Source organism: Rhizobium leguminosarum (assembly GCF_002953715.1).
GTDB lineage: Bacteria > Pseudomonadota > Alphaproteobacteria > Rhizobiales > Rhizobiaceae > Rhizobium > Rhizobium leguminosarum_V.
Genome location: NZ_CP025012.1, coordinates 3998390 through 4020000, shown reverse-complemented (window position 1 = coordinate 4020000; position 21611 = coordinate 3998390). Strand labels below are relative to the sequence as shown.

At 60.4% G+C, this 21611-nt stretch carries 15 protein-coding genes, 1 tRNA gene and 2 rRNA genes (1 of these 18 cut by a window edge); 6 read left to right on the top strand and 12 right to left on the bottom strand.

What is annotated here, in order from left to right; all coding sequences use genetic code 11:
* From CUJ84_RS19970 to CUJ84_RS38810, 5 genes are all read left to right on the top strand, one after another.
* Positions 1–2156, top strand: a 23S ribosomal RNA gene (locus CUJ84_RS19970) (it extends 659 nt beyond the left edge of the window).
* A gap of 243 nt (positions 2157–2399) precedes the next feature.
* Positions 2400–2514, top strand: a 5S ribosomal RNA gene (gene rrf / locus CUJ84_RS19965).
* Positions 2515–2638: 124 nt separating this feature from the next.
* Positions 2639–2715 (top strand) — tRNA-Met (locus tag CUJ84_RS19960).
* Between the two features lie 617 nt (positions 2716–3332).
* A complete protein-coding gene (locus CUJ84_RS19955; RefSeq protein ID WP_105007482.1) occupies positions 3333–5855 on the top strand; it encodes a methyl-accepting chemotaxis protein in 2523 nt (840 codons plus the stop codon).
* 268 nt (positions 5856–6123) lie between these two features.
* On the top strand, positions 6124–6951 hold the full coding sequence (locus CUJ84_RS38810; protein WP_105007481.1) for a hypothetical protein: 828 nt from the start codon (positions 6124–6126) through the stop codon (positions 6949–6951).
* A 92-nt stretch (positions 6952–7043) separates the two neighbouring features.
* Here the strand turns inward: CUJ84_RS38810 and CUJ84_RS19945 are convergent, their stop codons facing one another.
* From CUJ84_RS19945 to CUJ84_RS19900, 10 genes are all read right to left on the bottom strand, one after another.
* Entirely contained in the window at positions 7044–10214 is a 3171-nt protein-coding gene (locus tag CUJ84_RS19945) for an efflux RND transporter permease subunit (protein WP_105007480.1), read from the bottom strand.
* 41 nt (positions 10215–10255) lie between these two features.
* A complete protein-coding gene (locus CUJ84_RS19940; RefSeq protein ID WP_105007479.1) occupies positions 10256–11452 on the bottom strand; it encodes an efflux RND transporter periplasmic adaptor subunit in 1197 nt (398 codons plus the stop codon).
* Positions 11453–11630: 178 nt separating this feature from the next.
* Entirely contained in the window at positions 11631–12395 is a 765-nt protein-coding gene (locus CUJ84_RS19935) for a DUF4239 domain-containing protein (protein WP_105007478.1), read from the bottom strand.
* 137 nt (positions 12396–12532) lie between these two features.
* Positions 12533–13666, bottom strand: coding sequence for a calcium:proton antiporter (locus CUJ84_RS19930; RefSeq protein WP_105007477.1), 1134 nt, complete (start codon positions 13664–13666; stop codon positions 12533–12535).
* A 235-nt stretch (positions 13667–13901) separates the two neighbouring features.
* Positions 13902–14609: an SDR family NAD(P)-dependent oxidoreductase gene (locus tag CUJ84_RS19925; RefSeq protein WP_105007476.1), complete on the bottom strand. Its 708-nt coding sequence runs from the start codon at positions 14607–14609 to the stop codon at positions 13902–13904.
* 177 nt (positions 14610–14786) lie between these two features.
* Complete coding sequence (locus CUJ84_RS19920; RefSeq protein ID WP_105007475.1) at positions 14787–15137, bottom strand: ribbon-helix-helix domain-containing protein; 351 nt, start codon at positions 15135–15137, stop codon at positions 14787–14789.
* A 24-nt stretch (positions 15138–15161) separates the two neighbouring features.
* Positions 15162–15758: a DJ-1/PfpI family protein gene (locus CUJ84_RS19915; protein WP_028759016.1), complete on the bottom strand. Its 597-nt coding sequence runs from the start codon at positions 15756–15758 to the stop codon at positions 15162–15164.
* Between the two features lie 106 nt (positions 15759–15864).
* Positions 15865–16257, bottom strand: a complete 393-nt coding sequence (locus CUJ84_RS19910; protein WP_105007474.1) for a DUF779 domain-containing protein — start codon at positions 16255–16257, stop codon at positions 15865–15867.
* 216 nt (positions 16258–16473) lie between these two features.
* A complete protein-coding gene (gene adh / locus CUJ84_RS19905) occupies positions 16474–17982 on the bottom strand; it encodes an aldehyde dehydrogenase (RefSeq protein ID WP_105007473.1) in 1509 nt (502 codons plus the stop codon).
* Between the two features lie 138 nt (positions 17983–18120).
* Positions 18121–19080 carry a helix-turn-helix domain-containing protein gene (locus tag CUJ84_RS19900; protein WP_105007472.1) on the bottom strand — a complete coding sequence of 320 codons (960 nt, stop codon included), beginning with the start codon at positions 19078–19080 and terminating at the stop codon, positions 18121–18123.
* 210 nt (positions 19081–19290) lie between these two features.
* Between CUJ84_RS19900 and msrB the strand changes: the two genes are divergently transcribed.
* Complete coding sequence (gene msrB / locus CUJ84_RS19895; RefSeq protein ID WP_105007471.1) at positions 19291–19776, top strand: peptide-methionine (R)-S-oxide reductase MsrB; 486 nt, start codon at positions 19291–19293, stop codon at positions 19774–19776.
* A gap of 100 nt (positions 19777–19876) precedes the next feature.
* Here msrB and CUJ84_RS19890 read toward each other — a convergent pair whose 3' ends face one another.
* A complete protein-coding gene (locus CUJ84_RS19890; protein WP_105007470.1) occupies positions 19877–21085 on the bottom strand; it encodes a TIGR03862 family flavoprotein in 1209 nt (402 codons plus the stop codon).
* A 69-nt stretch (positions 21086–21154) separates the two neighbouring features.
* Positions 21155–21577: a MerR family transcriptional regulator gene (locus CUJ84_RS19885; RefSeq protein WP_027689385.1), complete on the bottom strand. Its 423-nt coding sequence runs from the start codon at positions 21575–21577 to the stop codon at positions 21155–21157.
* Between the last annotated feature and the right edge of the window lie 34 nt (positions 21578–21611).

The window sequence follows — 21611 nt, the reverse complement described above, 5'->3', positions numbered from 1 at the left end:
GCCGGTAGGTGTAGGCGAAGCGAAAGCGAGTCTGAATAGGGCGATTTAGTTTGTTGCATTAGACCCGAAACCGAGTGATCTAGCCATGAGCAGGTTGAAGGTTGGGTAACACCAACTGGAGGACCGAACCCGCATCTGTTGCAATAGATTGGGATGACTTGTGGCTAGGGGTGAAAGGCCAATCAAACTCGGAAATAGCTGGTTCTCCGCGAAATCTATTTAGGTAGAGCGTCGAGCGAATACCCCCGGGGGTAGAGCACTGGATGGGCTATGGGGACTCACCGTCTTACTGATCCTAACCAAACTCCGAATACCGGGGAGTACTACTCGGCAGACACACGGCGGGTGCTAACGTCCGTCGTGAAAAGGGCAACAACCCTAACCTCCAGCTAAGGTCCCCAAGTCATGGCTAAGTGGGAAAGGATGTGAGGATCCCAAAACAACCAGGATGTTGGCTTAGAAGCAGCCATCATTTAAAGAAAGCGTAACAGCTCACTGGTCTAAATAAGGGTCTTTGCGCCGAAAATGTAACGGGGCTGAAGCCATGCACCGAAGCTGAGGATTTGCGAGCAATCGCAAGTGGTAGCGGAGCGTTCCGTAAGCTGATGAAGGGAGACCCGTGAGGGCTCCTGGAGGTATCGGAAGTGCGAATGTTGACATGAGTAACGATAAAGAGGGTGAGAGACCCTCTCGCCGAAAGACCAAGGGTTCCTGCTTAAAGTTAATCTGAGCAGGGTTAGCCGGCCCCTAAGGCGAGGCAGAAATGCGTAGTCGATGGGAACCACGTTAATATTCGTGGGCCTGGTGGTAGTGACGGATTGCACAAGTTGTTCATTCTTATTGGATTGGATGGGCAGCGGAGCGGTTCCAGGAAATAGCTCCACCGTATAGACCGTACCCGAAACCGACACAGGTGGTCAGGTAGAGTATACCAAGGCGCTTGAGAGAACTATGTTGAAGGAACTCGGCAAATTGCACGCGTAACTTCGGAAGAAGCGTGACCCCATGCTAGGCAACTATTATGGGGTGGCACAGACCAGGGGGTAGCGACTGTTTATCAAAAACACAGGGCTCTGCGAAGTCGCAAGACGACGTATAGGGTCTGACGCCTGCCCGGTGCTGGAAGGTTAAGAGGAGAGGTGCAAGCTTTGAATCGAAGCCCCAGTAAACGGCGGCCGTAACTATAACGGTCCTAAGGTAGCGAAATTCCTTGTCGGGTAAGTTCCGACCTGCACGAATGGCGTAACGACTTCCCCGCTGTCTCCAACATAGACTCAGTGAAATTGAATTCCCCGTGAAGATGCGGGGTTCCTGCGGTCAGACGGAAAGACCCCGTGCACCTTTACTATAGCTTTACACTGGCATTCGTGTCGGCATGTGTAGGATAGGTGGTAGGCTTTGAAGCGGGGACGCCAGTTTCCGTGGAGCCATCCTTGAAATACCACCCTTATCGTCATGGATGTCTAACCGCGGCCCGTTATCCGGGTCCGGGACAGTGTATGGTGGGTAGTTTGACTGGGGCGGTCGCCTCCGAAAGAGTAACGGAGGCGCGCGATGGTGGGCTCAGACCGGTCGGAAATCGGTCGTCGAGTGCAATGGCATAAGCCCGCCTGACTGCGAGACTGACAAGTCGAGCAGAGACGAAAGTCGGTCATAGTGATCCGGTGGTCCCGCGTGGAAGGGCCATCGCTCAACGGATAAAAGGTACGCCGGGGATAACAGGCTGATGACCCCCAAGAGTCCATATCGACGGGGTTGTTTGGCACCTCGATGTCGGCTCATCGCATCCTGGGGCTGGAGCAGGTCCCAAGGGTTTGGCTGTTCGCCAATTAAAGCGGTACGTGAGCTGGGTTCAGAACGTCGTGAGACAGTTCGGTCCCTATCTGCCGTGGGTGTAGGAATATTGACAGGATCTGTCCCTAGTACGAGAGGACCGGGATGGACATATCTCTGGTGGACCTGTTGTCCTGCCAAGGGCATAGCAGGGTAGCTATATATGGACGGGATAACCGCTGAAGGCATCTAAGCGGGAAACCCACCTGAAAACGAGTATTCCCTATCAGAGCCGTGGAAGACGACCACGTTGATAGGCCGGGTGTGGAAGTGCGGCAACGCATGAAGCTTACCGGTACTAATAGCTCGATCGGCTTGATCGTTCTCATTGACTATGCTCATCGAACTCCCGGCAAACACATCGTGTTTGTCCGGATCGATGTGCCAGACCTTTGTCCTGACGCGCCAATGGCGCTGCGGACGGCCCGCCAAACGATTGGCGACGGCCTCTGGCCTGTATGGGTGCCACAAGCACCCGCAGCCGGAAGAGATCGAAAGACGTGTTCAAAAAAGAAAACAGGCTAACGCCTGCCAGCTTCTCAAAACATATAGTTGCGCTTTGCCGACCTGGTGGTTATGGCGGGGTGGCTGCACCCGTTCCCTTTCCGAACACGGCCGTGAAACGCCCCTGCGCCCATGGTACTTCGTCTTAAGACGCGGGAGAGTAGGTCGCTGCCAGGTCTGCAAAACGCAACTAATCAATCTTCTCATCACAACCTACGGCCCATGCCGTCACAAAAGGGCCGCTCACAAAGCGGCCTTTCGTGTTATAATACTGCAGCAAATCCCATCGATTTGCACATGGCGCGGGGTGGAGCAGCCCGGTAGCTCGTCAGGCTCATAACCTGAAGGCCGCAGGTTCAAATCCTGCCCCCGCAACCAAATCCTCTCTGAAGATCAGCAACTACCTTCTTATCGCTCGCGGAAAAGCTTCGCTTTCCCTGGCGATGGTAGCTCCTCGTTCGCAAAGCTCACCATAACCTGAAGGGTCCGAAGGACGGTTCAAATCCTGCCCCCGAAACCAAACTTCCTTCCAAAAATCAAACGCTCCTCGTGGAGCAGCCCGCTCGGCCGGCAATCGATTCACTGGATCGATTGCTTATCCGCCTCGCCTCGCCAGGCTCATAACCTGAAGGGTGAGCGGTCGCTCGGGCCTCGCCCGATAAAACAGTCCACTGGACTGTTTTAAGACCCGAACGGGGCAAAGCATGTCCCCGCAACCAGATCCCCAATACACTCCAGAGACCAAAATACAAAAGCCCTCCGGCAAGGAGGGCTTTTTGCGTTTCCAGATGTGATCGAGGAGTTAACCCCTCAGCAGGGACCCGCAACAAGGCCAGGCGATGATGAATGGCCGACCTGCCTATATGCCCGTTCGAGCGTCTGAACCACGTCCTCGCCTCGATAGGTGAAGCGTGCATAGTTCTCGAATCAACCCATTTATCGGTTCTTAAACAAAGAATGACAGCTTAGCTCCAATCGGTGGCGAGGGTGCATTCGTGGTAAATGGTTTGATGTCGCGGGTTCGCATTCAGACGAAGGTGCTCGTACTTTTGGCACCATTCGTCATTAGCTTATGCGCAGTGGGACTGACGGGGTACTACGCGTCCAGCCTTCTCGAGGGACGGATGGAGATCTCCAACCATGTTTTGCAGTCCCTGAACGGGTTCAAACATGTTTCTTCCAGCATGACCGGCTTTCTGATGAAGCCGTCGCAGGAAGCTCGTGATACCGCGCTTGCGGACGCCCGAGAGCAACTGGCAAACCTGAAGCAGACGATCGAGAGGCTAAGGCCGACGACCGATGTGGGGCTTCTTGACCGGGCGCTTGATCAGTCGCAAATCATCCCGCAAAAGATCGAAGCGATCTGGCAAATCGAAACGGGACAGCAGAAAATTCTCAGTGATGTGGACGCTGCTTCCGCGGCACTTCTTGACTTGCAAGGGCAGGTTGGCAAGCGCTCGTTCATGCTGATGGCCGGCGCGAAAAAGTTGGAAAATGCCAACAAGGGCGGTCTAAATAATTCCGTCTCCATCAGCGCCGCCGCCAGTGCCGCGACAAAACTTCGCAGTGACTATACGAACGCGACGACGCCGGCTGACAAAGTCAGCCTGCTAGCCAAATATGCGCCCGATTTGCAAAAGGCAAAGGAGCAGCTTTCGCCTGCTGTAGCGACCGAAGCCCTCGCCGGGCAGTATGCCGCTGCTGTGGATGCCGTCGCCAACGCTTCGAAGGTGTCGCCCGACACTTTGGATGTCCCAGCAACGGATACCGCCGTCGCCAATCTTGCTGCGACAGGCGACAGTCTCAAGACGATTGGCGACGATCTGATGCGGACCTCCGTGCTTGCGCTTGCCGCGTCGGACAAGGATATCTCTCAGGCGACCAATGTCGGCAACGAACTGCGCGCCATCGTTAACAGCAATAACGAGATCCGCGTCGGCTTCGCCGAACTCGCCGGCAATCCAGACGACGCGCGAGTGAAGAAAGTCCAGCAGTCGATCTACATGTATCAGACCGAGCTCGGCCGTCTCGCCGGCGTGGTGAACGACGATCCGGTCTTTGCCGAAATTCCGAAGAAGGCTCAGCCCGTCCTCGACCTGCTTGCAGCGAACGCGGCAGCGCTCTCCGAAGGTGCAGTGCGCAAGCTGGCTGAGTTCGACAGCGCTGCGGGGCAGATCGACAACACCTGGAACCTGCTTGCTCAATTCGCCGAGACGCAGAGGCAAAATGCTGGGCAGGATCGTCAACAGGCCAATAGGATATCCGGCGGCGCGATTGTCATCGGCATCCTGATCGCTATGACCGCGGGTGCCGCGCTGGTCGTCACCCTGAAGGGACCGATCACCCAGATTACCGCAGCGATGCGCAAGATCGCAGAGGGAAGGCTCGATACCACAATCACCGGCGAGGCACGGGGCGACGAAATCGGGGAAATGGCCCGTGCGCTTTCCGTCTTCAAACAAAATGCGCTGTCGAATGTCGAAATGGAACAACAGGCCGAGATCGCGCGTAGTGATGCGGAATCTGAGCGTGCCCGCAACGAACTCGAGCGACGTAGCGCCAAGGTCCAGGTTGACGCGGCAATCGAGGCGCTTGCAGAAGGGCTCACGCGGCTGTCGCGTGGGGAGTTGAATTTTTCGATCGATACGCCCTTTGCCGCCGAACTCGACCGGATCCGCACCGATTTCAACATGTCGGTTGCTGGTCTCAGGGAGACGCTCTGCGATATCCGCGAGACGTCTTCCCTCATCAGCGACAATGGCCGACAAATGGCGGAAGCCGTTGATGACCTGGCCAGTCGAACGGAGAAGCAGGCGGCTGCACTTGAAGAAACCGCAGCGGCAGTGCAGGAGATTTCTTCCGCCGTCAACACCTCTTCAGGACGGGCAGCAGCAGCGCTTGCGCTTGTCCAACGCGCCAAACAGGGCGCCGACGCGTCGGCTTCAGTGGTCCAAAATGCGGTTTCGGCCATGGGACGGATTGAGGACGCGTCGGGCAAGATCGTTCAGATTGTCAGCGCCATCGACTCCATCGCTTTCCAGACCAATCTCTTGGCCCTAAATGCGGGAGTCGAAGCGGCGAGAGCGGGTGAGGCCGGCAAGGGCTTTGCTGTCGTGGCGCAAGAGGTGCGGGAGCTGGCGCAGCGATCGGCTCGCGCAGCCAAGGAAATCGGCGAGCTCATCAACAATTCCGTTCGAGAGGTTGCGTCCGGCTCCGAATTCGTCGGCCGCACCGGCGATGCGTTGATAGAGATTTCCGGTGAGATCGTCCACATCGTCAGCCATATCGAGCTCATCGCCTCGTCAAGCCGCGACCAAGCGACGACACTCCATTCGATCAACGCATCGGTGAACGATATTGATCGTATGACGCAGCAAAATGCGGCGATGGTGGAAGAGACGAATGCCGCCACCCAACAGCTATCGTCCGAGGCGCTTGCACTTACCGATATGATTGCACGCTTTCGGCTTGAAGGCCGCGAGAGCCCGGCTTCAAGAGGATACGAGGCTGCGGCATGACGGCGGCATGTATTCGCAGAGCCTGTTAACTTGCTTTGAGATGCATGGTTTCCGATCAGAAAGCTGATGGGTGATACGTTTCCCTTGATCAGTTTTCAGGCGCACGATAGTTGCTAAAATAGCAATATTCTAATATACGTGGAGCCTGCGGTTTAATATTTTCGCGGCGGCAAGCAACGTCCCTCCAATTGGCGGGCGTTTATTATCCTATTCAGCAGGGCGTTCGATTTCATGAAGTAGATTAGAGATTTATAAGGGGGGAGGAATAATGCAAAAATGGGCATCTTCTCTACTGACGGCTCAACATGGAAGGCGTCGTCTTCTGTTTGCTATCTCGGGATTGCCACCGCTCTGCGCAGTGGTGCTCTTGGCTAGCATCGCCTCCGCGCAGGCGCCGACTGAAGAGCAGCGCAATGCGATCAGGGCGGAATGCCGCTCCGATTTCATAGCGCAATGTTCAGGGGTGACGCCGGGCGGCATCGAGGCGCTTACTTGTCTGCAACAGCATAATGCCACACTGTCGGCCGGCTGCCGGAAGGCTGTGTCTGCGGTGAGCAAACCCAAGTCGACATCCGCGGAGCCGGCCCCGGCTGCGCCCGCAACCACTGGGTCGACCACCCCAGCGCCGGCGACGGGCGCACCGGCGCATCCGCCGACGCAGGCGCAGCGCAGCGCCGTCAAATCGGCCTGCCAACGCGATTTCATGGCGCAATGCTCGGGCGTCACACCGGGCGGCACGGAGGCACTCAGCTGCTTGCAACAGCACAATGCCGCTCTATCGGCGCCGTGTCAGCAAGCCGTTGCCGCCTTGGGAGGATCAACCGGGGGAGGATCAACCGGGGGAGGATCAGCCGGATCAACCCCAGCCGTCGGGGGAGCCGCGGCGACGGTTGCGACCACGCCTGCTCCTCGGGCCATGATGCCGGCCTTCTCGCCGCGCGAGGAACTGATGATCCTGCGCGAAACCTGCGGATCGGATTTTCAGGCCCTGTGCCGCATGGTGCCTTTGGGTGGAGGGCGGGCTATCGCTTGCCTGCGGGACAATCTGCAACGTGTGTCGCCTGCCTGCCACAGGGTCCTGACCTCGGGATTATAGCGTTTGTCCGAAACTCGCGCTGTGACGTGCCGCCAACAACCTGCTCTCGCGCGAAACCGCAGGTGATCGCGCAACAGGTTGTTGCAACGGCCTTACTGAACCTTCGGCATCTCCGCCTCTGCGACGCCTGCGGTCTTTGTGCGGCCTTTCCAATATTCCTCGAGGCGCTGCAACACGACGTAGAAGGACGGTACGAAGAGCACGGCGAGGCAGGTCGAGGCGATCATGCCGCTGAAGACCGATATGCCGATCGACTTGCGGGCCGAAGCGCCGGCGCCGGTCGCCAGCACCAGCGGCAGGACGCCGAGGATAAAGGCGAAGGACGTCATCAGAATTGGCCGGAAGCGCAGGCGGGCGGCCTCGACGGCCGCGTCCAGGATTTCCATGCCTTCCGCCCGCTTTTCCCGCGCATATTCGACGATCAGGATGGCATTCTTCGATGCAAGTGCGATCAGCAGGATAAGGCCGATCTGCGTATAGAGATTGTTGGCAACACCGGCTGCTGTCAGTGCTGCCACCGTGCCGAGGAGGGCGAGCGGCACGGCAAGAATGACCGCCAAAGGCAAGATCCAGCTTTCATACTGTCCCGCGAGCACGAAATAGACGAGGAGCATGGCGAGCGCGAAGATGAAATAGATCTGCCCGCCCACGGCCTTCTCCTGATAGGACAGCGCCGTCCACTCGAAACCTGTGCCCGGCGGCAGTGTGCGATCGGCAATCTGCTCCATGACGTCGAGCGACTGGCCGGAACTGAAGCCGGCGGCGGGCCCGCCAACGATGGTTGCTGTGGGGTAGAGATTGTAGAGGCTGATCAGAGAGGGGCCTTGTGTCGTCGTGACATCGACGACCGTGCCGAGCGGCACCATCGTCCCGTCACCGGCTTTGACCTTCAGGTTGCGGATGTCTTCGGCGCTGACCCGGAAGTCGGAAGCGGCTTGCGCATAGACCTGGAAGGTGCGGCCAAATTTGTTGAACTGGGTGACATAGCTCGATCCGACATAGCCGGAGAGAGCGGAGAAGACCTGCCCCACCGTAATCCCCAGTGTCTCCGCCTTGATGCGATCGACGGAAACGGCCAGTTGCGGCACGTTCGAGCGAAAAGGCGTGCTCAGCCTTTGCAGCGACGATTGGGCACTGCCGTTCTTGACGATCGTATCGGCAAGCGATTGCAGCAGCGGGTAGTCGGAAACGCCGTTCCTGATTTCGACCTGCATGGTAAAGCCGCTGGCATTGCCGACGCCCTGGATCGGAGGCGGCACGACCACCAGCGTCTTGGCGGCCAGCACACTTTGCAGCGCGCCATTCAGATGCTGGTAGATCGATAGCAGATCCTGTCCCTTTTCCTTGCCGCGTTCATCCCAATCTTTCAGCACGACATAGGCAACGCCGGCATTCTGCAGGCTGGCATTGTTGTCGAGAACGGAAATGCCGCTGATCGTCAGCACCTGATCGACGCCGGGTGTGGCTTCGGCGATCCTGCCGACCTCTTCCATCACCGCGTCGGTGCGCTCCTTTGAAGCGCCGTCGGGCAACTGCGCGCTGATCAGCACATAGCCTTGATCTTCGATGGGCAGAAACGCAGTCGGCAGGCGGGCAAGTCCCCAGACGGCAACACCGATCAGCGCAAATGCTGCTACGACCATTATACCGCTGTGGCGGGTCATCGATCCGATCAGCCCGGCATAGCTGCGTTCACCCCTATCGTAGACCCTGTTGAAGCCGCGATAGAGGACGTTGCGTCTCTCCGGCGGCACCGGCGGACGCAGCCAAAGGGCGCATTGCGTCGGTTTCAGCGTGACGGCATTGATCGCGCTGATCAGCGCCGTTGCGGCGATGACGAGGGCGAACTGCCGATAGAGCTGCCCGGTCAGGCCGGGCAGGAAGGCGGCCGGAATGAAAACGGCCATCAGCACCAGCGTTATGCCGATGACCGGGCCGAGCAGTTCTTCCATTGCCTTCTCGGCCGCCTGCCGTCCGGACATGCCCGCCTCGATGTGCCGGGCAACCCCTTCGACGATGACGATGGCATCATCGACGACGATGCCGATGGCGAGAACGATGGCAAACAGCGTCGACAGGTTGACGGTGAAGCCCAATGCCGCCATGGCCGCGAAGGCGCCGATGATGGTGACCGGAACGGTGGTCGCCGGCACGAGCATCGCCCGCCAATCCTGCAGGAAGACAAGAATGACGATGAGAACGAGAATGCCGGCCTCGATCAAGGTGACGTAAACCTCGTCGATGGAGGCCTCGACGAATTTCGTCGTGTCGAACGGCACGTGATATTCGAGGCCCTGCGGGAAGCTCTTAGAGAGCTCTTCCATTTTCGCGCTTACCGCCTGCGCCACGGCAATGGCGTTTGCCTCCGGCAGCTGAAAAATGCCGATACCGGCGGCCGGTCGGCCGTTCTGCATGAAGGACTGGCTGTAGGTCTGGGCGCCGAGTTCGACCCGGCCGATATCGCGGATGCGGGTAACGCGGCCGCCCTGTCCGCTTTCGACCTTGACGACGATGTTTTCGTAGTCGGCCGCCTCGTTCAGCCGGCCATTGACGTTCAGCGTGTATTGGAAGACCTGCCCTTTCGGCACCGGCGGAATGCCGATCTGGCCGGCGGCAACCTCCTGGCTCTGCTGCTGCACGACGCTGACGACATCCTGTGGCGTCAGACCGCGCGCCTGCAGCAGGTTCGGATCCATCCAGATGCGCATGGCATACTGGCCGGCGCCGAACACGGTAACGTTGCCGACACCCGGCAGGCGGGCAAGTTCATTCTGCAGATTGATGACGGCATAGTTCGACAGGAACAGGCTGTCATAGCGGCTGTCGGGCGAGGTCAGGCTGACGAAGCCGAGGATCGCCGTCGATTTCTTTTGCGTCGTCACGCCCTGAAGCTGCACCGCTTCGGGAAGCGATGACATCGCTATGGCAACGCGGTTTTGCACCAGAACCTGGGCCTGGTCCGGATCCGTTCCGATGGCAAAGGTCACGGTCAGCGAATAAGTGCCGTCGCTGGCGCTCGTCGACTGCATGTAGAGCATGTCCTGCACGCCGTTGACCTGCTGCTCGATCGGCAGAGCGACGGTGTCAACGAGGGTCTGGGCGCTGGCACCCGGAAAGCGTGTCGTCACCTGTACCGTCGGCGGGACGACATTCGGATATTGCGCCACAGGCAGTTGGAACAGGGCCACCGCGCCGATGAGCACGAAAACCAACGCCAGAACATTGGCGAGTATCGGTCGCTCGATGAAGAAGCGCGAGATCATGCTGCTGTCCTTAGACGTTCAGATGAACCATGGTGGCGAATTCATTGCGTGGTGGTCTTGGCCTTGGCATCGCCGGCGGCAGCTGCCGGCGGGTTCATTTCTATTTTCTCGGGCGTGACCTTGCTGCCGGGGATGGCCTGCTGGATACCTTGGGTCACGACCCAGTCGGCCGGATCGAGACCGGAGTCGATGACACGGAGCGCACCTTCACGCTGGCCCGTTTTGACCTGCTTCTGCTCGACGACGTCGTCCTTGCCGAGAACGAGCAGGTAGCTGCCCAGCTGGTTCGTTCCGATGGCATCGTCGCGCACCAGCAGAGCCTTGTCGTTATGGCCGACTGGCACACGAACCCGCACGAAGAGACCGGGCAGCATGGCGTGGTCCTTATTGTCGAACAGAGCGCGCACCTGAAGCGTGCCCGTGGAGGCATCGAGCTGTGGCGATACGTAATCGAGATGTCCCTTGTGGGGATAACCTTCTTCCGTCTGCAGGCCGAGCTCCGCAGGAATGCTTGGAAGGTCCGTCTGCTTGAAGGTGTGTCCCTGCCTTGCCAGGGTCTCCTTGATCATCAGAACCTGGGTTTCGCTGACGTTGAAATAGGCATAAAGCGGATCCGTCTGAACGATGCTGGCGAGTTTGGTGGGACCGGATACGCCGACAAGCGCACCGATATCGACGAGGTGATCGGTGACGGTACCGTCGAAGGGGGCAAGCACCTCCGTATATCCGAGGTTGATCGTCGCCAGATCGAGATTGGCCTGAGCGTTGAGGATGGATGCATTCGCCTCGTCGAGCGTTGCCTTGGCGCTATCGACTGCGGTCTGCGTGGTGACCTGTTGCTTCGACAGATTGAGCTGTCGGTCATATTCCTGCTGCGCGCCGACCTGAGACGCCTGTTGCGAGGCGAGCGATGCCTTCGCTTGATCCAGTTGGGCCTGGTAGGTGTCGCGCTCGATTCCGAAGAGCTTGGTACCCTTCGTGACCGTCATGCCGTCCTGATAGTCGATGGATTTGATGTAGCCTTGGACGCGCGCCTCGATATCGACGGAATTAAGCGGCGCCGTATTGCCGGTGAGTTCAAAATAGAGCGTTACGGGTTGCTGGACCGGCTGGGCGACGCGAACCGGAGGTGGAGGAGGGGCAACGTAAGTGTTGCCGCTTTCTTCGCAGCCAGCGAGAATTGCCATGCCGGCAAGCACCACAGACAGGTGCAGACCCTGATACAATCTCACACGCATTGCCGCCGCCCCGATGTTTGCGAGCCCCAGTCTTCATGCGTGCCTCGGCGGAGACGACCCCTCTCCGAAAAGTTCCGGGCATGCGATATTATGTCGCGGCATTGCTAAAAATTGCAATAGCTGCTGGTGCACAATTAAACTGTGTCGAAGCTCATCCTCGACGGACGCCCCGACATGGCTAGGGCCTCCCGAGGCGTTCGATGGCGGACTGCAAAGGTGCATCCGAAACATGGACCAGCCCGACATAGGGATTGGCCATATCCGAAATCAGGAAGATCGCGCCCGCGACGGACAGGGCGCAAACAAGCAGAATTGACAGCACCGTCGGATTGGTCGGCGCCTGCAGCCCGAAGGTGGCAAAAAGCAGCGCGAGCCAACAGACGAGAACGGTAAGGAAGGCCCAGGGCAAACCCTCTTTACCGGATTCGACCAGCAGCCAGTGGGTCTCGGCCACCATGCCGCTCACCTCCAGAGCACGCGTCTGGAGAGAGCGCTGCCCCGCATCCTTCGGCGTCAGGGATCGAAGGTCGGCCTGAACCGCCTCTATATCCTGATATTCTCCCAACGCCTTGGCGGATGGCTCGTCGGTGGTCTCCGCAGACCAGCCGCGGCTCAGTCGTTTCGCGATGAGTTCACGCAGCAAGTGCCGCGCCCTGTCGGTTTCCGGCCCGTATTGCGCCATGACGCGGTCAAGCAGCAGTACCCGTGCGGCGGCCGTTCTCATCTCCACTTCGGCGTTGTCGTAGGTCGACTTGGCGGATGCGATCAGGAGGCCGAGCGCCAGGGCCGACAGCGTTCCCACCACTGCGGTTGCCAGCCTGATGACGTCCTTGGATTCCGCATTGAGATGGTGATCGGGCAAGCGGGCACGCACGATCAATCCTATCGACGTCGCCATCGACAGAAATAGAAATACCAGCCCGCCAACCAATAGTGAGCCCAAGTCCGGTCTCCGTATCGCCACGTAGGTCCTGCAGCCACCTTGCAGCTGTGCAATAGCTCCCGTCATCATAGCGGAAGACAGACCAAGCGCGGGACTCTTTACTTTCCGGATCTCGCGCGGCCGCCATCGGGCGGGTCTCATTGCTGGAAAATCAGCAACACATAAGCCAGGAAAAGCACCAGATGGACAGCGCCTTGCATGAGATGCGTGCGGCCGCTGGCAAAGGTGATGATGCTGACGGCAAGAGTGAGCAGGAGCATCACCAGATCCCCATGCTCCAGGCCGAGTGTCACGGGGTGTCCGTAAAGCTGACTGACAACAAGCATCGCCGGCACCGTCAGCCCGATCGTCGACAGCACCGAACCAAGGAAGATGTTGACGGAGCGCTGAAGATTATTGGCGATGGACGCACGCACGGCGCTGATTGCCTCAGGCGTTGCGACAAGGATGGCCATGACAACACCGCCAAATGCGGTTGGAGCATGCAGGGTTTCGATAATGTAATCGATCGGCCGGGCAAGCTGTTCGACGAGAAAGACGACGGGAGCCATATAGGCGAAAAGCAGAATGGCATGAGGCCAGACCGGTCCATGGCGAGGGACACGTTCGCTGATGGGCTCGTGACGGTTGCTGTCGTCAGCGAAATAGTCCCGATGGCGGCCGGCCTGAAGAAACAGAAACGTAGCGTAAAGGCCGACCGATATTATACCCAGTATCAGTTGTCTCGGTGCGGATGGATGCTGTCCGTCCGGGCCTGCAAGAAATGTCGGCATCACCAGGCTCAGGGTCGCCAGCGGTACGATGACCCCGAGATAGGCGTTGGCGCCCTGCAGGTTATGCTGTTGTTCCGGTCGCCGCCATGCGCCCAGAAGCAAGGACAGGCCGACCATGCCGTTCAGGATGATCATGACGACTGCGAACAGCGTGTCGCGCGCAAGCGTGGGGTTGTTCTCGCCGTGAAGCATGACGGCTGATATTGCCATCACCTCGATCGAGGTGATGGCAAGCGTCAGAATGAGCGTGCCGTAGGGTTCCTTCAGCCGCTCAGCCAAATGATCCGCGTGCCGGACAACCGACAGAGCGGAGCCAAGGACGGCAGCGAACAGCCACGCGAAAACGACAGTGAACCAAAGCGGATCGGAAAGCTGCCCGAAGAGCTGCTCCTGGAAAACAAGAAACGCCAAGCTCGTCGCGACGCTGACGCCCAGGAACCATTCCTCGCGTATCAGGCTGCTTGCGCCGACCGCGCGCAATGCCGGACCGTCCGTCATCGAAACCACCCGCCTTCTGGCAAATGCCGCCGCAATGCGATCATCAACACCATGGTGTCCGCCCGCTGTTCTCCTGCCCGTCCCATGAGCAGGCGCAGACGAGGCTGCCTCAAGGCGAACCGAAGCTCAAGCCAGATCGTAAATCACTGATTAAAACTTCCAGGGTTCTGTCGTTCATCACCCACGATCTCGACAAAGGAGCAGTCGCCGACGGTCGATCACGCCGCGCCTTGCGTTATTCGCGGCCGGTCGCCGGGATTGCTGCGCCAGTGACGACGGCTGCGGCCGGCGAAATCAGGAAGGCGATGAGGCGGGCGATCGATTGCGGCGATACCCAGCCGTCCGTCTTCGCATCGGGCATGGCCGCGCGATTCTCGGGCGTGTCGATTGTCCCGGGCAGGATGCAGTTGGCGGTGATGCGGTCGTCGCGGCATTCGGCAGCGATCGCCTCGGTCAGCCGGATGACAGCGGCTTTCGAGGCGGCGTAAGCGGCCTGCTTGGCGCCGGCCTTCAGCCCGGGTGCGGCAGCGATATGAACGATGCGGCCGTAGCCGGCGGCTTTCATGGTCGGGAGAACCGCGGCGCTGATCGTCAGGGCGGTGCGGGCGTTTGCGGTCATCATCGTCTCCCACTGCGCGGGGGCCTCCGGCCCGACCGGCCCCATCTGGAAACCACCGACGGTGTTGACCAATGCGCCAACACCGCCGAAGCGCTTGACGGCCCGGGCGACAGCGGCGGCGCAGGAAGCATAATCGGTGAGATCCGTTCCCGCGATCGACAGAAACTCGGTGGAAGCAGGAAGATCGCCGGCCAAGGCTTCCAGCTCATTGCTTGAACGGTTCATGCAGACGAGTTTCGCGCCGGCGTTGGCAAGCTCGCGGACAACGGCGCTGCCGAGGTTGCCGCCGGCTCCGGTGACGATCACCACTTTCTGGCTATTCATGGCAATCGATCTCCTGATGGTGCCGGTGCTGGACGATGCCACGCATTGTTGATCCAGCCTGCGCCGCAGTGCAAGGCCACCGTAGGGGTAATGTCGAGACGCCTTGCGGAACTGCCGGCGAAGCTATCCGCGGGCAGTTCCGTTCTCATTGCCCGATAGTCCTGTCGGGCCTGGCTTTCAGTGATACTTCGCCCGTTCGCGGCCGAGGATGACAGGTGCGTCGAGGCCGGAGATCGGACGGCTGACGTCGGCCGGGATGTCGCCGGTGAGCTGCAGGTCGAGATAGCGGGCACAGCAGACCCGCAGGAAGGACGTGAAGTTGCCGAGATCATGGCCGGCATCGATCGATTCATGATGCAGCCGGGTGATCAGCTGGACGACATTCATGCCGTCGCGCCGGGCGATCTCCTCCAGCTTCGACCAGAAGAAGTTCTCCAGTCTGACGCTGGTGACCATACCGTCGATGCGCAGCGATCGGGTGGCGCTTTCCCAGAGCCGCGCATCCGCCTTGATGAACAGTTCACACATGTCGTCCTCCCCGTGCCGCCCTTCTCAGGCGGCGTTGGTTTCCAGCAGGGCTGCGGCATCGAGCACGGCCATGAACTGGCGCAGCCACGACGGATGCGCCGGCCAGGCGGGCGCCGTGACCAGATTGCCGTCGGAGACTGCATCGCTGATGGCGATATCGGCATAAATGCCGCCGGCAAGTTCGACTTCCGGCCGGCAGGCGGGATAGGCCGAGCAGGTGCGGCCCTTCAAAACCCCGGCAGCGGCAAGCAGCTGCGCGCCGTGGCATATAGCGGCGACGGGTTTTCCGGCGTCGAAGAAGTGCCGCACGGATTTGATGACGTCGGCATTGAGGCGCAGATATTCGGGGGCGCGGCCGCCGGGGATGACGAGCGCATCGTAATCTTCGGCGCGCACGCTGTCGAAGGTGGCGTTCAGCGCGAAATTATGGCCGCGTTTTTCGGAATAGGTCTGGTCGCCCTCGAAATCGTGGATGGCGGTGGCGACGGTCTCGCCTGCCTTCTTGCCGGGGCAGACGGCGTCGACCGTGTAGCCGCAGGCGAGCAGCGTCTGGAACGGCACCATCGTTTCGTAATCTTCGGTGAAATCACCGGTGATCATCAGGATCTTTGAAGCTGGCATCGTTTCCTCCCTTTGAAACCAACAGGCGGAGAGTAGCAAAGAGCTGTGGAGAGCAGGTACTATGGGAATACTACAGGCAAAATTCGCACCTGATAAGGCGACGGCATTAAACCGCCCTGACCTTCACGTCAGGCACTGCGCAAGCCTCGCCGCCGCCGAAGAGGCGGGAACGGGTGAGGAAACGCTTCTCGCGACCGTTGTCGAGCGAGAACATGCCGCCGCGGCCCGGTACGACGTCGATGATCAGCTGCGTATGCTTCCACGCCTCGAACTGGCTGGCGCTGATATAGACCGGTACGCCGCCGATCTCGCCGAGCTTGACGTCGCTGTCGCCGATCATGAATTCATTAGCCGGATAACACATCGGCGAGGAGCCGTCGCAGCAGCCGCCGGACTGGTGGAAGAGGATCGCGGGATGATCCCGCTTGATTTCCGCGATCAAATCGAGAGCTGTGTCGGTTGCCAGAACACGCGCTTCGCCGTTGACGGTGGTTTCCATTGTTCTTCCTCCAAAGTTTTGGGAGGAGAATTCCCCTCCCCAACCCCTCCCCACATGGGGGAGGGACTAAGCTGTGGCACCGGCTCGCAAAACAACAAGTCGGCTGCATATGCTGCGCCTCAAGAGTGAATACGGCGAGGGCCGCATGTTAAGCCCCTCCCCCTTGTGGGGAGGGGTTGGGGAGGGGTTTGAGGCCCTCCCGCCATGCTGCGTATCTCAGAAGAAGCCAAGCGCTTTCGGGCTGTAGCTCACCAGCATGTTCTTGGTCTGCTGGTAGTGGTCGAGCATCATCTTGTGGGTTTCACGACCGATGCCCGACTGCTTGTAGCCGCCGAAGGCGGCATGGGCCGGGTAGGCGTGGTAGCAGTTGGTCCAGACGCGGCCGGCCTGGATCTCGCGGCCGAAGCGGTAGCAGCGATTGGCGTCGCGGCTCCAGACACCGGCGCCGAGGCCGTAGAGCGTGTCGTTGGCGATTTCGAGCGCCTCCTTCTCGTTCTTGAAGGTCGTGACCGAAACCACCGGTCCGAAGATCTCCTCCTGGAACACACGCATCTTGTTGTGGCCCTTGAAGATCGTCGGCTTGACATAGTAGCCGTTTGCCAGCTCGCCGCCGAGATCGTTGCGCGAGCCGCCGGTCAGCACTTCCGCGCCTTCCTGCTTGCCGATGTCGAGATAGGCGAGGATCTTTTCCAGCTGCTCCGTCGAAGCCTGGGCGCCGATCATCGTTGCGGTGTCGAGCGGGTTGCCCTGCTTGATCGCCTCGACGCGTTTGACGGCCTTTTCCATGAAGCGGTCGTAGATCGATTCCTGGACGAGGGCGCGGCTCGGGCAGGTGCAGACTTCGCCTTGGTTGAGGGCAAACATCGCAAAGCCTTCGAGCGCCTTGTCGAGGAAATCGTCATCCTCGGCCATCACATCGGCGAAGAAGATGTTCGGCGATTTGCCGCCGAGTTCCAGGGTCACCGGAATGAGGTTCTGGCTGGCATATTGCATGATCAACCGGCCGGTCGTCGTCTCGCCGGTGAAGGCGATCTTGGCGACGCGCGGGCTGGTCGCCAGCGGCTTGCCGGCTTCGAGGCCGAAACCGTTGACGATGTTAAGCACGCCGGGCGGCAGGAGATCGCCGACGATCTCGGCCCAGAGCAGGATCGAGGCCGGGGTCTGCTCGGCCGGCTTCAGTACGACGCAATTGCCGGCGGCAAGCGCAGGCGCCAGCTTCCAGGTGGCCATCAGGATCGGGAAGTTCCACGGGATGATCTGACCGACGACGCCGAGCGGCTCATGGAAGTGATAGGCGACGGTATCGTGGTCGATCTCGCCGATCGAACCTTCCTGGGCGCGGATGCAGGAGGCGAAGTAGCGGAAGTGGTCGATTGCCAGCGGAATGTCGGCCGCCATGGTTTCGCGGATCGGCTTGCCATTGTCCCAGGTCTCGGCCTGGGCGAGCAATTCCAGCTTGTCTTCCATGCGCTGGGCGATCTTCATGAGGATATTGGAGCGTTCTGCAACCGAGGTGCGACCCCATTTTTCCTTTGCCGCATGAGCGGCGTCGAGTGCGAGCTTGACGTCCTTTTCATTAGAGCGGGGAATGTCGCAGAGCTTGCCGCCAGTGACGGGCGTGAGGTTTTCGAAGTATTTTCCCTCGACCGGCTCGCGCCATTCGCCGCCGATATAGTTGCCGTATTTCAGCTTGAACGGCGACTCGACGATTTTCTGATGAAGCATGTCATCCTCCCTTGATGATCCAGGTTCCCAAACGAACCAGTGGGAGGAAAATGAGCATGTTTTGGCGGAGTGAACAGGGCGGGTCTTCCATACCGCAGTGCACAGTGTCGCAGACCTGCGACAGCATCGGGAGGTTGATCAGTGGAGATCGAGCTTCTTCATCTTCCTGTGCAGCGTGGCGCGGCCGATGCCGAGTGCGATCGCTGCCTGCGAGACATTGCCGCCGGCGCGCGACAGCGCCCGCAGCAGTGCCGCCTTCTCCGCCTCGACGATTTCATCCTGCTGGGAGACGCCAGCCTCGTGCAGGGCATCGGCCGCCGGAATGCCAGCGGCGATGCGTTTGTCGTCCAGATGCAACGCGATGCGGGCGGCGCGCGTCGCGCCGAGCACCAGATCGTGCCTGTCGACGGCAAGCAGGGCGGCGGCGGAATTGGCGCCGGCCGGGACCATCAGGAAACGGGCGCCGGCAAAGGCCGAGCGAAAAAGGTTGAGCTCGATGCGCATCGCCGCATCGCGCACGGTCTGCGTCAGGATCGCCAGCGTCATCTCGTTGACGTCTTCGCGGCATGTGGAAATGTCGAGGGCTGCTGCCACCCGGCCATGATGATCGCGGATCGGCGCCGTCGTGCAGCTGAGGCTGGTATTCGAGCTGAAAAAATGCTGATCGCGGAAGATGGCGACGGCACGCTCGTCGGCAAGTGCGGTGCCGATGCCGTTGGTGCCGATGCTGGCCTCGGTCCAGACCGAGCCGGTCCAGAGGCCGAGTTCGCGGAATTCCTTGTCGTCGCCGGCAGCGCCCCGGCGCTCCAGCGCGATGCCGCTCTTGTCGGTCAGAAGCAGGCAGCAGCCGGCCCTGCCAACGGTGGTAAAGAGACGATCGAGCTCTTCCGTCGCGCTGGCAATCAACTGTTCGGACTGCTCGCGCGCACGGCGGAATTCCTGGTCGGTGAGGCGCAGTGGAGCCCGCTGGTCCTCGGGGGCGAGCAGGTGCATGGTCATGCACCGCCGCCATGAGGCGACAACAGGAGAACTCGCCGCCGCAGAATCGCGCTGGGCAGATGTGTAGACGTGCTCGGCGTGCGCTGAGTGTTCGTGCATCGGCTCCTCCCACCGAATTTCAGCACATTCTGATGGAAAAGTGGTTGGTTTGCAATCTGCCGGCGCTGGCGGTCGTCAGCGTGCGGCGCTTTCCTGACGAAAGTGGCGGAAATCACATTTCGGTGTTTTGGCGGGCATCGCGTAACAAATGACCACCCTCTCTCGTAGTTCTTTGCAGAAGCAAGGTTTGCCAGACAAGGAGATCCGACCATGCTGAACAGACGATTGTTGCTGATGGGCGCTGCTTTTGGGGCGCTTGCGGTTCGCTTAGGCCTGGCCGGTAAGGCGATCGCCGGCGAGACGTTTGCGGTGACCCACACCGAGGAGGAATGGCGCAAGCTGCTGACGCCGGATCAATATGTCATCCTGCGCCAGGCGGGGACGGAACATCCCTTCACCAGTGCCTTGCTGCATGAGGAGCGAAAGGGCAATTTCGCCTGCGCCGGCTGCGACCAGGACCTCTTTTCCTCGACCACCAAATTCGACAGCGGCACTGGCTGGCCGAGCTTCTGGGCGCCGCTTGAAAATGCCGTCGGCACGATGGGCGACACGACCTTCAGCATGGCACGTACCGCCGTGCACTGCAGCCGTTGCGGCGGTCACCTCGGCCATGTCTTTGATGACGGCCCGAAGCCAACCGGGCTTCGCTACTGCATGAATGGTCTCGCTATGAGCTTCCATCCGGCCTCGGCCTGATCGAGGATGATCTTGTTGTTTTGCCTCAGGGCTGATGGCCGCCAGCGCGGATTGAAAGAGTTAGAGCGTCCTCTGTGCGTCCGAAAGGACGCACGGCGCTCTAGCGCTGCAGCCAGGCTTCGATGCCACGGGCTGCCGCCCGGCCGGTCGCCAGGCAGGCGGTGAGGAGATAGCCACCAGTCGGCGCCTCCCAGTCGAGCATCTCACCAGCGACGAAAGTGCCCGGCAGTGCCTTCAACATGAAGTTTTCGTCGATGCCGCTCCAGCGGATGCCGCCGGCTGAGGAGATCGCCTCGCCGATCGGCCGGGTTTCGATCACCGGCACCGGCAGGGCCTTGATCATGCCGGCGAGACGCTCCGGATCGGTTCGGTCGCGCTCGGGAGCGAGTTCGCGCAGCAGCGCCGCCTTGACGCCGTCGAGGCCGGCGCCCTTGCGCAGGCGGTTTGAAAAGCTCGATTTGGCGTCCTGCCGCGCAAGGTCGCGGCTCAGCCTGTCGATGGTGCGGCCGGGTGTGAGGTCGAGCGTCAGGACGGCGCTGCCATGGTTCAGCAACCGGTCGCGCAACGCGGCCGTATGGGTATAGACGAGGCTGCCTTCGATGCCGCTGCCGGTGATGACGAATTCGCCGGGAAAAGTGCCGGCCTCGGACGTGGCGGTGACCGACTTCACCGGCTCGCCGGCGAAACGCTCGCTGAAATTCCTGCTCCAGCCGACGACGAAGCCGCAATTGGCGGGTTGAAAAGTGTCAATTTCCACACCCCTGCCGGCCAGCCAAGGCACCCAGGCAGCGTCGGAGCCGAGGCGCGGCCAGCTTGCGCCGCCGAGCGCCAGCAGGGCTGCGTCACAATGGACGATGCCGCGCCCTTCGGGCGTTTCGAAAACATAGCCGTCTTCGGCAAAACCGGTCCAGCGGTGGCGGGTGCGCAGCGTGGCGCCCTGTGCCTCCAGCCGCCTGAGCCAGGCGCGCAGCAAAGGCGAGGCCTTCATCACCTTCGGGAAAACCCGGCCGGACGAGCCGACGAAGGTCTCGGTCCCGAACTCTGCTGCCCAATTCCTGATATCATCAGGGGTAAACGCATCAAGAGCGGGGCGCAGACGGGCGGAGGCCGCGGCGAAGCGCGTGGTGAAATGGGCATAATCCTCGGAATGGGTGATGTTGAGACCCGATTTGCCGGCCAGCAGGAACTTGCGGGCAAAGGTCGGCATGGCGTCGTAGACCGTCACGGCATGACCGGAACGGGAAAGCAGCTCGGCAGCCGCGAGACCCGCCGGGCCGCCGCCGATGATTGCAATCCGCTTCTGGTTCATTGATGTCTTCGCCCGATTCTCTCTGTATGCAGTTTTGGCGCGGGCGCGGATCGCCTGCAAGGGCGGAGATCAGTGGTGCGGATGCGTGCACTGGCCGTGGTCGGCGAGCACTTCGATGACGCGGCATTGGTCGACGCGGCCGTGGCCGCAGCCTTCCACCATGGTTTCCAGCTCGGCCTTCAGCGCCATCAGACTGCGGATGCGCTGCTCGACCTCGATGAGGCGGGCCTTGGCGATGGCGTCGGCCGAGGCGCAGGACTGGTGCGGATCGTCCTGCAGGGTGAGCAGCGTGCGGATCGCCTCGATCTCGAAGCCGAGTTCGCGGGCGTGGCGGATGAAGGCGAGGCGGCTGATATCGGCGGGTTCGAAGGAGCGCTGGTTGCCCTCGCTACGGCTCGGGGCCGCGAGCAGGCCGATGCTTTCATAATAACGCACCGTCGGCACCTTGACGCCGCTCTGGCGGGCGGCTTCGCCGATTGTGATCTTTTTCATGATTTTCCTCTTGCACCTCTAGTCGCTAGAGGAT